Source organism: Pseudomonas sp. NPDC088322 (assembly GCF_044740745.1).
In the GTDB taxonomy this organism is placed as follows: domain Bacteria; phylum Pseudomonadota; class Gammaproteobacteria; order Pseudomonadales; family Pseudomonadaceae; genus Aquipseudomonas; species Aquipseudomonas shirazensis.
The window spans coordinates 371,896-386,440 of record NZ_JBIURK010000004.1 but is presented as its reverse complement, the minus strand read 5'-3'; the positions used below and the strand labels follow the sequence as shown (position 1 = coordinate 386,440).

General features: G+C 65.7%; 12 protein-coding genes. 11 read left to right on the top strand and 1 reads right to left on the bottom strand.

Going from position 1 to position 14,545, the window contains the following annotated elements; all coding sequences use genetic code 11:
• Positions 1-15: 15 nt before the first annotated feature.
• Entirely contained in the window at positions 16-1,344 is a 1,329-nt protein-coding gene (locus ACIOAU_RS12560; protein ID WP_101321344.1) for an MFS transporter, read from the top strand.
• 195 nt (positions 1,345-1,539) lie between these two features.
• On the top strand, positions 1,540-2,499 hold the full coding sequence (locus ACIOAU_RS12555) for a MoxR family ATPase (RefSeq protein WP_101321346.1): 960 nt from the start codon (positions 1,540-1,542) through the stop codon (positions 2,497-2,499).
• Positions 2,500-2,505: 6 nt separating this feature from the next.
• Here ACIOAU_RS12555 and ACIOAU_RS12550 read toward each other — a convergent pair whose 3' ends face one another.
• Entirely contained in the window at positions 2,506-2,832 is a 327-nt protein-coding gene (locus tag ACIOAU_RS12550) for a hypothetical protein (protein ID WP_401182277.1), read from the bottom strand.
• 311 nt (positions 2,833-3,143) lie between these two features.
• On the opposite strand from ACIOAU_RS12550, the gene ACIOAU_RS12545 reads away from it, so the two are divergent.
• The 9 genes from ACIOAU_RS12545 to ACIOAU_RS12505 all read left to right on the top strand — a co-directional run bounded on the left by ACIOAU_RS12545 (position 3,144) and on the right by ACIOAU_RS12505 (position 14,544).
• Entirely contained in the window at positions 3,144-4,088 is a 945-nt protein-coding gene (locus tag ACIOAU_RS12545) for a DUF58 domain-containing protein (protein WP_101321350.1), read from the top strand.
• A complete protein-coding gene (locus ACIOAU_RS12540) occupies positions 4,085-4,579 on the top strand; it encodes a DUF4381 domain-containing protein (RefSeq protein WP_401182275.1) in 495 nt (164 codons plus the stop codon). The genes ACIOAU_RS12545 and ACIOAU_RS12540 overlap by 4 nt, the downstream gene beginning before the upstream one ends.
• Positions 4,572-5,648, top strand: a complete 1,077-nt coding sequence (locus tag ACIOAU_RS12535; RefSeq protein ID WP_101321354.1) for a VWA domain-containing protein — start codon at positions 4,572-4,574, stop codon at positions 5,646-5,648. Before ACIOAU_RS12540 ends, ACIOAU_RS12535 begins: the two co-directional genes overlap by 8 nt.
• Positions 5,649-5,780: 132 nt before the next feature.
• A complete protein-coding gene (locus ACIOAU_RS12530; protein WP_224786425.1) occupies positions 5,781-5,858 on the top strand; it encodes a hypothetical protein in 78 nt (25 codons plus the stop codon).
• Between the two features lie 77 nt (positions 5,859-5,935).
• Entirely contained in the window at positions 5,936-7,369 is a 1,434-nt protein-coding gene (locus tag ACIOAU_RS12525) for a tetratricopeptide repeat protein (RefSeq protein ID WP_401182547.1), read from the top strand.
• Complete coding sequence (locus ACIOAU_RS12520) at positions 7,366-8,997, top strand: BatD family protein (protein ID WP_150570226.1); 1,632 nt, start codon at positions 7,366-7,368, stop codon at positions 8,995-8,997. Before ACIOAU_RS12525 ends, ACIOAU_RS12520 begins: the two co-directional genes overlap by 4 nt.
• Before the next feature lie 77 nt (positions 8,998-9,074).
• A complete protein-coding gene (locus ACIOAU_RS12515) occupies positions 9,075-10,313 on the top strand; it encodes an exonuclease SbcCD subunit D C-terminal domain-containing protein (RefSeq protein ID WP_150570225.1) in 1,239 nt (412 codons plus the stop codon).
• On the top strand, positions 10,310-13,954 hold the full coding sequence (locus ACIOAU_RS12510; RefSeq protein ID WP_401182271.1) for an AAA family ATPase: 3,645 nt from the start codon (positions 10,310-10,312) through the stop codon (positions 13,952-13,954). The genes ACIOAU_RS12515 and ACIOAU_RS12510 overlap by 4 nt, the downstream gene beginning before the upstream one ends.
• On the top strand, positions 13,951-14,544 hold the full coding sequence (locus ACIOAU_RS12505) for a glutathione S-transferase (RefSeq protein ID WP_150570223.1): 594 nt from the start codon (positions 13,951-13,953) through the stop codon (positions 14,542-14,544). Before ACIOAU_RS12510 ends, ACIOAU_RS12505 begins: the two co-directional genes overlap by 4 nt.
• Position 14,545 lies beyond the last annotated feature (1 nt).

Below are 14,545 nucleotides of genomic sequence, written 5' to 3'. Positions count from 1 at the left end.
AATAAGGACAATCAGATGTCGGTACATCAAGCAGCAGTGACCGCAAGTGAAACACCAGAACAGACACGCAAACGCCTGCGCAAAGTGGCCGCGGCGACCATTTTCGGCTCGATGCTGGAGTGGTACGACTTTTACCTGTACGCCACCATGGCCGCGATCGTCTTCTCGAAGATCTTCTTCGACGCCAGCAACCCTGCCGTAGCATCGCTGCTGGCGTTCTCGACATTCGCCATCGGCTTCATCGCCCGGCCCTTCGGCGGCGTCCTGTTCGGCTACCTGGGCGACCGGTTCGGACGCAAACACGTACTGGTGATCACCTTTTGCATGATGGGCGTATGCACCGCGCTGATCGGCTTGATTCCAAGCTATGCAACGATCGGCGTGTGGGCGCCGATCCTGCTGGTGGTGATCCGGATCATTCAAGGCCTGGGTGCGGGCGCAGAGCTGTCGGGGGCGGCCGTTACCTCCTATGAACATGCCAGCGAAGGCAAGCGCGGCAGCCAAGGCGCCTGGCCGGCATTGGGCTTGAATCTGGGCCTGCTGCTGTCGTCGCTGACCGTCTACCTGCTGACCATGAATGGCAATGACTTCCTGCTCGCCGGTGGCTGGCGCATTCCGTTCATTGCCAGCATCGTGCTGGTGGCAGTGGGCCTGTGGGTGCGCAAGAGCATTCCGGAAACCCCAGACTTCAAGGAACTCGATCGCTCCGACGCCAAGCCGCAGATATCACCGCTGAAACTGCTGTTCAAAAATGACCTGAAAGGCCTCGCCGTGGTGTTCTTCGTCGCCATCGGCTACAACGCCCTGAGCTACATCTTCAAGACATTCTCGCTGGCCTACCTGACCCAGTTCAAAGGTGTAGAGGCGCACGTCACGTCGCTGTCGGTGACCATCGCCAGCCTGGTTGCGATCTTTGCCGTGCCGTTCTTCGGTTGGCTGTGCGACCGTTGGAGCAGCAAGACCGTGTTGATGCTGGGTGGCGTGCTGTCTGCCCTGTTCGCCTACCCATTCCTGCAGTTGCTGAGCACCGGCGAGCCGAGCATGATCTACCTGGCGATCGGGATCGGCACCGGGATTCTGGCACCGATGATGTTTGCCCCGCAGGGCTCGTTCCTCAGCCGCCAGTTCCCGACCCAGACCCGCTCATCCGGGTTTGGCACGGGCCGCGAAGTCGGTACCGCCGTGGCCGGCGGCCTGGCGCCGTTGGGCGGGCTGGCCCTGGTGGCCAGCTCGGCGACGCATTCCACCGACGGCGTCGCGCTGATGCTGACCATTGCCGGGATATTGGTTGTGGTGTTTGCGTTCTTTGATCAAGGCCGCAAGCACTCCAGCTCGAAAAACTGACGGCCGCCCAGCGCCACCGCCCTGTTGGCGACCTCACTGCAAACAGGGCAGTGGCCCGTGACGCCCAACAGCCTGTGCCAGCGATAAATTTCGCCTCTGCCATTGGTCGTCACCACCCCGGATGGATTAAAGTAGCAGGCCCTGCCCGGGCTGCCTGCTGGCAACTCCCCGGCCTCTCTCCAGGAACCGTCGCCGATGGAACACCGTGAAGCGCTGAACGCGCTACGCACCTTTCTTTCCTCCCAGATTCTGGGCCAGGAAAAACTGGTCGAACGCCTGCTGATCGTCCTCCTTGCCGATGGCCACATGCTGGTCGAAGGCGCCCCGGGGCTGGCCAAGACCAAGGCGATCAAGGAGCTGGCCGAGGGCGTCGAGGCGCAATTCCACCGCATCCAGTTCACCCCCGACCTGCTCCCCGCCGATATCACCGGAACCGAGATCTACCGCCCGGAAACCGGCAGCTTTGTCTTCCAGCAGGGGCCGATCTTTCACAACCTGGTGCTGGCCGACGAGATCAACCGCGCGCCGGCCAAGGTTCAGTCAGCACTGCTCGAGGCCATGGCCGAGCGCCAGGTCAGTGTCGGCCGCAGCACCTACGACCTGTCGCCGCTGTTTCTGGTGATGGCCACGCAGAACCCGATCGAGCAGGAAGGCACCTACCCGCTGCCCGAAGCTCAGCTCGACCGCTTCTTGATGCACGTCAAGATGGGCTTCCCCGACGCGGCAGTCGAACGGCGCATTCTGCAGCAGGCCCGCGGCGAGGCGCTCAATGGCGAGACCAAGCCCGAGCGGCGGGTCAGCCAGCAGGCGATTTTTGCTGCGCGCAAGGAAATCCTCGGCCTGTACATGGCCGATGCAGTGGAGGAATACCTGGTGCAACTGGTGATGGCCACGCGCACCCCGGCCAAGTTCGACAGCGACCTGGCTGACTGGATCGCCTACGGCGCCAGCCCGCGTGGATCTATCGCGCTTGACCGTTGCGCCCGTGCGCACGCCTGGCTGGCCGGGCGCGACTTCGTCAGCCCCGAGGATATCCAGGCGGTGCTGTTCGACGTGCTGCGCCACCGGGTGATCCTGTCGTTCGAGGCGGAAGCGGCCGGGGTCGATCAGGACCGCGTGGTCCAGCGCATCCTTGATGTGGTTGCCGTTGCCTGAGGCCGATCAGACGCTTGGCTCTACCAACCGCCCCTCATCAGCCGGGCGGTTGAGATAGACCAGATCGTCTGGCAGAAACCCGCAGGCAGTGAATGCCTCCCAATTCGCCGTGGTGTGCACGTATTTGCGGTACAGCAAGTATCGCTCTGTCTCGGTCAGGCCAATCTCCGACGAGCGGCCTAGGGCGAAGTCTTCCAGTTTGCCAGCGATAACCAGCAAATCCTGAGGCAGCTCCCAACCTGGCGAGGGCGCCGACAGCGGCTGCATCGGCACCTGCGAGTCGACCGCAAGGGCATGCATGATCCTCAGAGATACGCAGCGTGGTTGGCTCATGTTCCGTTGCCATGGTTGAACCTCCGTGATCAAGGGCACCATTGAACGGCACTCGGCCTGCACGCGAGCATCAGCCAAATCTGTGAGTACTGCGTGATCAGTGGTGCAGACGAAGGCCACACGCCGCAGTTGCAGTCAGTTTTTTAGCATTCACGTTGGTCGGCGATGCTGCGGATGCTTTAAAGTATTGCGCTCTGCGCAGCTCGCCCCCTGGCCGATGCGCTCCCTACCCAGGAACCGTCAACCATGCACCATCCTGACGCACGCACAGCGCGGCAAGACCTGCGCGGCTTCGCGGTCGCCTGACGCCCATGCCCACCGCACAATTGGCCGAACCTGGTATCCGCACCAGCCTCAGCGAGCTGATCGACATGCGCCACCGCGTGCGCGAGATTCAGCTGTTCTCGCGGCCCGGCCAGCGCAGCCCGCTGGTGGGCCTGCACCTGTCGAAGTTGCGCGGGCGTGGGGTCGATTTCGACCAGGTGCGGGTCTACCAGGCCGGCGACGACGTGCGCAACATCGACTGGCGGGTGACCGCGCGCACTCAGGAGCCGCACACCAAGCTGTTCCATGAAGAGCGCGAGCGGCCGATCTTCATCATGGTCGAGCAGAGCCAGCGCTTGTTCTTCAGCTCCGGGCTGACCTTCAAATCGGTGCTGGCCGCTCAGGCGGCTGCGCTGTTCGGTTGGGCGGCACTGGGCCACAACGACCGCATCGGCGGGCTGGTGTTCGGCGATAACGAGCACTATGAAGTCAAGCCAAGGCGCAGCAAGCAAAGCCTGTTGCAGCTCCTCAACCGCCTGGCCAAGGTCAATCAGTCACTGCACCCCGAGGCCGTGCCTCAGGCCGACAGCCTGTCGCTGGCCCTGCGCCGGGCGCGCGAAGTCCTGCGCCCAGGCAGCCTGGCCATCGTCATCTGCGATGAACGCGCCCTCAGCGAAGGCATCGAGCAGCATCTGTCGATGCTCTCACGCCATTGCGATGTGCTGCTGATGCCGGTTTCCGACCCACTCGATCATGCCCTGCCTGCCGCCGGCCTGCTGCGCTTCGGCCAACGCGGCGCGCAGTTGGAGCTGGATACCCTCGACGGCAATCTGCGCCAGGCCTACCGCCAGCAAGCCGAAGCGCGGATCGAGCGCTGGGAGCTGCTGGCGCAGAAACTGCGTGTGGTGCTGATGCCGCTGAGCACCCAGAGCGAGATGGTCGAGCAACTGCGTGAATACCTCAACGCGCAGCGCCCGGGGCACCGCAAGTGAACCCGCTGGACGAGCTGCAACCGTTGCTGGCGCCGCCGGCGATCAGCCTGTGGCCGCCGGCGCCCGGCTGGTGGCTGCTGCTGGCACTGCTGCCGGTGCTCGCCTGGGGCCTGTGGCGACAACGCCACTGGCGCCCGGGCAAACGCCGCATAGTGCGCGCCGAACTGCCGCTTGACCCGGTCCGCGAAGCAGCCCTGGCCGAACTCGCGCGCCTGCCGCGCCCCTACGACGGCGCGCCGGCCGGTGCCTGGCTGCAGCAGATCAACGCGCTGCTCAAACGCCTGTGCCGCAACCATTATCCGGGCGCCAACAGCCATACCCTGAGTGGCCGGCAGTGGCTGGCGTTTCTCGACAACCGCTGCCCGGCGGCAGGCTTGACCCGCTGGATGGTGCTGGTCGAAGGCACCTACAAGCCCGAGTGCAAGCTCGACGACAAAGCCATCGTCGGCCTCAGCCAGGCGGTCGAAATCTGGATTCGCAAGCATGTTTGAACTGGCCTGGCCGTGGATCTTCGTGCTGCTGCCGCTGCCGTGGCTGGCACGGCTGGTGCTGCCGGCTGCCGACAGCGGCGAGCCGGTGCTCAAGGTCGGCTTCATGAACGAACTCGAAGGCCTGGCCGGGCGCCGTGCCCGTCTCAATCTGCCCACCTGGCGCCAGCAGGCGCCGTTCGTGCTGATCTGGCTGCTGCTGCTGTTGGCAGCGGCGCGCCCGCAGTGGCTGGGCGAACCGGTACCGGTGGAAGCCAGCGGTCGCGACCTGCTGGTGGCCGTTGATGTGTCCGGCTCGATGGACTTCCCCGACATGCAGTGGCAGAACGACGAAATCAGCCGGCTGGACTTGGTCAAGGCGCTGATGGGCGACTTTCTCCAGGATCGCCAGGGCGACCGGGTCGGCTTGATCCTGTTCGGCAGCGAGGCCTACCTGCAAGCGCCGCTGACCTTCGACCGACGTACCGTGCGCACCTTCCTCGACGAAGCGCAGATCGGCATCGCCGGCAAAAATACCGCCATCGGCGACGCCATTGGCCTGGCCGTCAAGCGCCTGCGCCAACGCCCGGCGCAGAGCCGGGTGCTGGTGCTGATTACCGACGGCGCCAACAACGGCGGGCAGATTCATCCGCTGACCGCGGCCCGCCTGGCGGCCCAGGAGAACGTGCGCATCTATACCATCGGCATTGGTGCCAACCCCGAAGCCAGCGGCACCCCCGGTTTACTCGGTCTCAACCCAAGCCTGGACCTGGACGAAGCGTCGCTGCGCGAAATCGCCGACATCACCCACGGCAAATACTTCCGCGCCCATGATGGTGCTGAACTGGATGCCATCGGCGACAGCCTCGATCAGCTTGAACCGGTCGCTCAGCAACCGACCCAGACCCGCACCGCGAAAGAACTCTACGCCTGGCCGCTGGCTCTGGTGCTGCTGCTCAGCGTGTTGTTGGTGATTACCACGCTATGGCCAGACAACCTGCTGCAGCGCGCCCTGCGCCGGCCACGTTTTCTGCAACCGCACCCGGAATGGCGCCAGCGCCTCAAGCGTCTGCGCCTGCGGAGGCGGCGATGATCGATCTGTGGCCCCAATGGCTGCGCCCGCTGTGGTTGCTGGCCGTGCCGCTGCTCGTCTGGCTGCTGTTCAAGCTGTGGCATCGGCGCAAGCGCGCGGGCCGCTGGCAGATGATTCTGCCGGCGCAGTTTCATGCGGTATTGCTCGGTGGCGGCAGTGGCAGCAACAGCAAGCTGCCATGGATCGCCCTCGGCGGCGCCTGGCTACTGATCGTACTGGCCCTGCTCGGCAGCAGCTGGCAACGCGTCGAGGAAACCCGCCAGCGCCCGGCCGACCCGCTGGTGATCATGCTTGAGCTGACCCCGCAGATGCTCGCCGAGGACAGCACGCCGAATCGCCTCGAACAGGCCCGGCGCAAGATCCTCGACCTGCTCGAGCACCGCCGCGACAGCCAGACCGCGCTGGTGGTCTACGCCGGCAGTGCGCACACGCTGGTGCCGCTGTCGGATGACCTTGGCACCACGCGTAACCTGCTGGAAGCGATCGACCCGTCGATCATGCCGCAACCCGGCCAACGCGCCGACCTCGCCGTGCAAAAGGGGCTGGCCCTGCTCGCCCAGAGCGGCCTCGGCCAAGGCCGCCTGCTATTGATCGGCTCATCCCTGAGCAACAGCGAACGCGAGGGCATTCTGCGTGCCCTGGGCCGGCAAGGACCAAACCTGTTGATGCTCGGCATCGGCAGCAGCGAAGGCGCGCCGGTCCGCCAGGCAAACGGCGAGTTCCTCAAGGATGAGCAAGGCGCAATCCTCTTGCCACGATTGGACAGCGCCAGCCTCAAGGGCTTCATCAACAGCACCGGTGGCCGCTACCGCCACGCCCGCATCGACGACCTCGACCTGCGCGGGCTGGGCCTGTACGACAATCCACGCGCCCTGCGCAGCGACGGCCAGACCGTGCAACTGGACAGCTGGGCTGATCAGGGTTACTGGTTGCTGCTGCCGCTGCTGCTGTTGGCCGCCTGCGCCGGGCGGCGTGGCTGGCTGTTCTGCCTGCCGCTGCTGTTCTCCCTGCCGCAGCCCAGCCAGGCCTTTGAATTCAACGACCTGTGGCTGCGCCCCGACCAACAAGGCCAGCGCCTGCTGGAGCAGCAGCGCCCCGCCGCTGCCGCGCGCCACTTCGAAGACCCGCAATGGCGCGGCATGGCCCTGTACCAGGCCGGCGACTATGAGGGCGCGGCCAAGGCCTTCGCCCAAGGCAGTTCCGCCGCCGCGCACTACAATCGAGGCAACGCACTGGCTCGCGCCGATCAGCTGGAAGCCGCCCTGGACGCCTACGAGCAGGCCCTGGAACGGCGCCCGGATCTGCAAGCGGCGCTGGATAACCAGGCGCTGGTCCAGCAATTGTTGCTGCAGCGCCAGGCCAAGGCCCAAGCCGAAGAGCAGCAAGCCAAGGAAGATGCACAAGGCGCCCCCGGCAAGGACACCGACGGCAACAGCAGCTCGGCCAGCGATCAGGCACCCGGCGATGCCGACCAGCCCCAGGCCAAGGCCGGCCAGGAGCAAGGCGACAGCGCCAGCAACACCCCGCCCCCCGCCGGCAATCAGGCGGGTGACGACGATAACCTTACCCAACCGCCGCAACGCCCGGTTTCCACCAGCCTCGATGGCGAACAACGCCAGGCCCTGGAACAGTGGCTGCGGGAGATCCCGGACAACCCTGCGCAGCTGCTGCGGCGCAAATTCTGGTATGAACAGCAATTGCATCAGGAAACCCCACGATGAGTCGCTGCGGCGTCTTGCTTGTCAGTCTGCTCTGGATGCTTCAGGTCCAGGCCCAACCGCCGCTGCAGGCCAGCGTCGATCGCACCCGCCTGGAAGCCGGCGAAACCTTGGAGCTGATCCTCGAAAGCGAGGACGTCACCCAGTTCGGCAAGCCCGACCTGCGTGCGCTGGAGGGCGACTTCGATGTGCGTGGCACGCGCCAGCTCAACAGCCTGCACACGCTGGATGGCGAGACCCGCGCCAGCACCCGCTGGATCATCACCCTGCTGCCAAGGCGCAGCGGCAGCTTGAGCATTCCCGCGCTGCAACTGGGCCAGTCGTTCAGCCAGCCGATCGAGGTGCAAGTGCTGCAGGCCGGCGACAACCGCCCGGAAAGCGCCTCGCAGGTGTTCGTCGAGGCAACCCTGGACAGCAACGATGTCTACGTTCAGGCCCAGGCCGTGCTGACCCTGCGCATCTATCATTCGGTGTCGCTGTATGACGACAGCAGCCTCAGCCCATTGCAACTGGACAACGCCAAGGTCGAGCCGCTGGGTGAGTCGCGTACTTATGAGAAAGAGATCAACGGCGTGCGCCATGGCGTGATCGAAACGCGCTACGCGCTGTATCCGCAGCAAAGCGGCACGCTCGATATTCCACCGATGACCTTTACCGCCACCGCTGCTGCCGCTGATACCGGCGAGCAGCCGTCTGCTGCCCCGCGCGCAGGCCGCCAGGTCCAGGTCAGCTCGTTGCCGCTGCGCCTGAACGTGCGGCCGATACCGGCCAATTACCCAGCCGGCGCCGCCTGGCTGCCGGCGCGCAGCCTGACCCTGGAAGAACACTGGAACCCGGACCCGAGCAAACAGACCGTGCAGATCGGCGACTCGCTGACGCGCAGTATTACCCTGCGCGCCGACGGCCTCTCCAGCACCCAGCTGGCGCCGCTGCCGGCCACCGAAATCATCGGCCTGCGCCGCTACCCGGACCAGCCACTGCTGCGCAACGAGGTCACCGAGCGCGGCATGACCGCCAACCGCGAAGAGCGCGAAGCGCTGGTGCCGACCCACAGCGGCGAGTTGACCCTGCCGGCGCTGGAAGTCACCTGGTGGAACACCCGCGAAGACCATCTGGAAAACACCAGCCTGCCGGCGCGCAGCCTCAGCGTGCAGGACAACCCGGCCCTGAGCGCCGAGACGCCGGTGGGTGACAGCAGTTCATCCAGTCGCCTGCTCTGGCCGTGGCAACTGGCAACCCTGCTGCTGGCCCTGAGCACTGTGCTCGGTTTCACCCTGTGGTGGCGAGCCCGCTCGCAGCCAGCGGTGCTGCGTGCGGCGCAGACCGGCCCGAGCCCGCGGACCTTGCTCGATGACCTTAAACGCGCGTGCCAGGCCAACGACCCGCAGGCGACCCGCCAGGCCCTGGATGCCTGGGCACGCCAGCATCCGGAGACGCTGGCCGAGATGGCGGCGCGCTTCGTGCCGCTGTCGGATGCGCTGGATGGCTTGAACGGCGCGCTGTACAGCGAGAGCGGCCAGCACTGGCAGGGCGACGATCTGTGGCGTGCGATCAATGCCATTCCGCCGGCCGAGCAGTTGCTCGACCCGGTCGGCGATGGCGGCAGCTTGCCGCCGCTCTATCCGAAGTAGCCCGGCGCGGCTGACCCGTTGAGTTACCATACGCCGCGACCACTGCTTCCCTCGAATTCACTTCAAACAGGTTATTCATGCGTCTGTTCCACACCTCCGACTGGCACCTTGGCCAAAGCCTGCATGGCCAGGAACGCGACTTCGAACACGCCTGCTTTCTCACCTGGCTGCTGGGCCAGTTGCACTTGCGCCAACCCGATGCGCTGCTGATCGCCGGCGATATCTTCGACACGGTCAACCCGCCGGTCAAAGCCCAGGAGCGGCTCTACCAGTTCATCGTCGAGGCCCACGAGCAACAGCCCAAGCTGGACATCGTGATGATCGCCGGCAACCACGACTCCGGCTCGCGCATCGAGCTGCCCGGCCTGCTCATGCGCCGCCTGCGCACCCATGCCCTGGGCCGGGTGCACTGGCTCGATGAGGGCCAGCTCGACGCTGAGCGCTTGCTGATCCCGCTGACCAACAGCCGTGGCAAGGTCGCCGCCTGGTGCCTGGCGCTGCCGTTCCTGCGCCCGGCCGAAGTCACCGGCCCACAACTGGGCGACGACTATGTGCAGGGCATCACCCAGGTGCACCAGCAACTGATCAAAGCCGCCATGGCCAAGCGCAAGAAAGACCAGGCGCTGGTCGCCATCAGCCATGCGCACATGGCCGGTGGCTCGATCTCGGAAGACTCCGAACGCAGCCTGATCATCGGCAACGCCGAAGCGCTGCCGGCCAAGCTGTTCGATCCCGCCATCAGCTATGTTGCCCTAGGCCATCTGCACAAGCCGCAGAAGGTCAACCGCGAGGAGCGCATCCGCTACAGCGGCTCGCCGATTCCGTTGTCGTTTGCCGAGATCGGCTATCCGCACCAGGTGCTGGAGATCGAGCTTGAAGGCAGCCAACTGGTCAGCGTCGAGCCGCGCCTGGTCCCACGGGCGGTGGCGTTGCAGCGGATCGGCCCGGCGCCGCTGGCCGAGCTGCTCGAGCAACTGGCCGAGCTGCCGGTGATCGACCTGCTGGAAGACCCCAATCGCCAACCGTGGCTGGAAGTACGTGTGCGCCTCGACGAACCGCAGCCCGACCTGCGCCAGCAGATCGAGAGCGCCCTGCAAGGCAAAGCGGTGCGGCTGGTGCGGATCAGCGCCGAGTACGCCGGCCGCAGCGCGCTGGACGAGGACCAATTGCAGTTCGTCGAACTCAGCCAGATGACTCCGCAAGACCTGTTCAGCCGCGTCTGGGAGCAGGCCTACGGCAACCCGGTCGATGAGCAGACCCTGAGCGACTTTGCCCTGCTCCTGCAGGATGTGCAGCTGGAGGAGGAACAGCCATGAAAATTCTGGCCATTCGCCTGAAAAACCTCGCCTCGCTGGCAGGCCCGATCGACATCGACTTCACCGCCGAACCGCTGGCCAGTGCCGGCCTGTTCGCGATTACCGGACCCACCGGTGCCGGCAAGAGCACCCTGCTCGACGCCCTGTGCCTGGCGCTGTTCGGCAGCGTGCCGCGGCTCAATGACATCGGCCGTGAGGCCAAGGTGCCGGACGCCGATGGCGACATCCCCACCTATGACCCGCGCAACCTGCTGCGGCGCGGCACCGGCAGCGGCTATGCCGAAGTCGACTTCGTCGGTATCGACAGCAAGCGTTACCGCGCCCGCTGGGAGGCCAACCGCGCCCGCGACAAGGCCAATGGCAAGTTGCAGATGAGTCGCCAGAGCCTCTACGACCTGGATGGCGAGCAACTGCTGGGCAGCGGCAAGAACGAATACAAGCAACTGGTCGAGGCACGCCTGGGCCTGAACTTCGAGCAGTTCACCCGCGCCGTGATGCTCGCCCAGAGCGAGTTCAGCGCGTTTCTCAAGGCCGATGACCGCGAGCGCAGCGACTTGCTGGAAAAGCTCACCAACACCGCCATCTACACCCGCCTCGGCCAACGGGCGTTTGCCAAGGCCAAGCAGGCCGGCGAGGTCTATCAGGGCCTGCAGGAGCGCGCCAGCCACCTGCTGCCGATGGTCGAAACCGAGCGTACCGAGCTTGACCAGCGCCTGGAGCAGGCGCAACAGCTGCTCAAGGCCGAGCAGGCGCGCGAACGCGAACTGGACCAGCAACGTGCCTGGCTGCGCGATCAGGTGCAGCTGCAGCAGCAACTCAGCGCGGCTCGCGAGGCCTTGCACAGTGCCGAACACGACTGGCAGCAACTGGCCGGACAGCGCCTGGACCTGCAACACCTCGAGCGCCTGGCGCCGCAGCGTCATCAGTTCCAGCGGCAACTGGCGCTGGCCGGCGAGCTTACTCCGCTGGCCGCAGCGGTCGCGGCGCAACTGGTTGAGCAGCGCAACCTGCACAACCATAGCGAGCAGTTGCAGCAGGCCCTGCAAGCTGCCCGCGAGGCGCTGGCACAAGCGCAGGCTAAACACACCGACAGCGCCGCGAACCTGCGCCAGGCGTTTGCTGCTCAGGACAACCTGGCCCGCCTCGACACAGAGCTGGCGCAGTTGGGCACTGTCGGTGCCCAAGCCGATCAGGCCGTCAGCGAAGGCCAGTCGCAGCTGCAGCAGCTTGAGCAACAGCAGCAGCACAGCCAGCAGCAGCTCGCCGCCATCGACGCCGCGCTGGCCGACAGCGCCGCACTGGCTGCTATCAGCAGCGCCTGGCAGGCCTACCGCGGCCAGTTGCAGCAACTGCTGCAGATCGGCAACCGCCTCAGCCAAGGCCGCGACGAGTTGCCCAGCCTGCAAGCCCAGGCCAGCCAGGCCAATGCCCTGCTGCAGGAGCAACGCGCCGCCATCGAGCTGCTGTTCCACGAAGCCGGCGCCGAACCGCACGCCCTGGCCGAACAGCTGGACCTGCTCGGGACCTTGCTCCAGGAGCAGCGCAAGCAGCAGCGCGCGGTCGAGCAATTGTCCCGCCTGCACGCTCGCGAGCAGGAGCTGCAGCACACCCTGCACAGCGTGCGCGAACGTCAGCAGCAAGGCTTGCAGCAGCGTCAGCAACTGATCAGCGAAGGCCAGGCGGCCAAGGCCGAACTGGACACCGCCGAGCAGGCTCTGACATTGACCCGGCAACTGCTTGAACGCCAACGCCTGGCGCGCAACACCAGTGTCGAGGAGCTGCGCGGGCAACTGCGTGATGGCGAGCCGTGCCCGGTGTGCGGCAGCGCCGAGCACCCGTTCCATCAGCCTGAAGCCCTGCTGCAAAGCCTGGGCCGGCATGACCAGGTCGAAGAGGCTGCAGCGCTGGCTCAGGTCGAGGCGCTCAATGCCCGCGTGGTCGAGTTGCGCACCCAGGTCGGCATGCTCAACAGCCAGGGCAAGGAGTACCAGCAGCAACAGCTACAGCTGAGCGAACAACTGCTACCGCTGCAGCAGGAGCTGCAAGCGCACGCCTTGTGGCCATCGCTCAGCACCCAAACCGACAGCACCCGCAGTGCCTGGCTGGACGGACAGCTGCGCCGCCTCGAAGAAGAAATCAACCGCGACGAGCAACGCCAGAGCGCCCTGCTCACCCTGCAGAAAGACGCCGCCCGACTGACCCAGCAACTGCAGGCCGCCAGCGACGCGCAGCAGCAAGCACAGCAGCGCCTGGATCAGCAGCACCAGGCCATGGCCGCCGATCAGCAACGCCTGGAGCAGACCCTGGCCGATTTTGCCGAGATCCTGCCCGGCGATATTCTCAAGGCCCTGCGCGACGAGCCAGCCCATGCGTTTCTCGCCCTCGATCAACAGGTGGCCCAGCGCCTGCAACAGCTGGAGCAGCAAAAGGACGAGCAAAACGAGCAGCAACAACGCCTGCAACAGCAGCAGCGTCTGGCCGACCAGCAGCAGAGCCGGCTGCAACGCCAGAGCGAGCTGCACAGACAACTCGCAAGCCTTGCCGAGCAGCAGCAACAGGCGCGCAGCGTGCTCGCCGAACTGCTTGGCGAACACGCCAATGCCGGTGCCTGGCAGCAGCACCTTGAGCAGCAGGTCGAGCACGCCCGCAGCGTTGAGGCCAGCACCGCGCAGGCGCTGCAGGACGCTCACAGCCAAAGCGTGCAACTGGCTGCTGAACTCAAGGCCAATCAGCAACGCCAGCAGGCCTTGGAGCAGGAACAGCAGACGCTGCAGGGCCAGATCAGCCAATGGCGAGCGGCCCATCCAGAACTCGATGATGCGGGCCTTGAGCGCTTGCTCAGTGTCGATGAAGCCACGCTGGACGCACTGCGCCAGCAACTGCATAGCGTCGACAAGGCCATCGAGCAAGGCCGGGTACTGCTGCAGGAGCGCGAGCAGCGCCTGCAACAGCACAACCAACAGGCTCGGACCGAGCTGTCCAGCGAGCAACTCGAGCAGCACCTCGCCGACCTGCAGCAACAGCTGGTCGGGCACGAGCAACAATGCGCCGAGCTGCGCGCGCAGCAGGCCGACGACCAACGCCGGCAGCACGCGCACAGCGCCCTTGCCGCTGAAATCGAGCAGGCCCAGCAACAGTGGCAACGCTGGGCGCGCCTGAACAGCTTGATCGGCTCGGCCTCGGGCGATGTGTTCCGCAAGATAGCCCAGGGCTACAACCTCGACCTGCTGCTGCACCATGCCAACAGCCAACTGCGCCAGTTGGCCAAGCGCTACCGCCTCAAGCGTGGCGGCAGCGCACTGGGCCTCTTGGTGCTGGATACCGAGATGGGCGACGAACTGCGCTCGGTGCACTCGTTGTCCGGCGGCGAGACCTTCCTGGTGTCGCTGGCCTTGGCCCTGGGCCTGGCCTCGATGGCCTCGAGCACCCTGCGCATCGAATCGCTGTTCATCGACGAAGGTTTCGGCAGCCTTGACCCCGAGTCACTGCAACTGGCGATGGATGCGCTGGACGGCCTGCAGGCGCAAGGGCGCAAGGTGGCAGTGATCTCCCACGTGCAGGAGATGCACGAGCGCATCCCGGTGCAGATCCAGGTCCGGCGCCAGGGCAATGGCCTGAGCGAAGTGGAGGTCTGCGGATGATCCTCTACTCGTTTCGCCGCTGCCCCTGGGCCATGCGCGCGCGGCTGGCGCTGGCGTATGCTGGCTGCACCGTCGAGGTGTGTGAAGTGTCGATGAAGCACAAGCCGGCCGAGCTGCTGGCGTTGTCGCCCAAAGGCACGGTGCCGGTGCTGGACACCGGCGCCGGGGTGCTGGAAGAGAGCCTGGATATCATGCGCTGGGCCTTGCTTCAGCATGACCCGCAGGACTGGCTACTACGCGATGATCCAGCGGCAGCTGTGCAGGCAAACGCCCTGATTGCTCGCAATGACAGCACCTTCAAGGCTCAGGTCAACCTGTACAAGTATGCCGAGCGTTACCCCGAGCACACTCGCGAGGAGTACCGCCTGCAGGCCGAATCATGGCTTGAGGAGCTGGAGGCGCTGCTGCAAGGCAGGCCGTACCTGCTGGCCCAGCACCCAAGCCTGGCCGACGCCGCGTTGTTGCCGTTGCTGCGTCAGTTCGCCGGGGTCGAGCCTTTATGGTTCGCCCAGGCGCCCTACCCCCAGCTGCGTGACTGGTTGCAGGGCTGGCTTGTGTCAGACCTGTTCAAGGCCGTGATGGCGCGCTGAC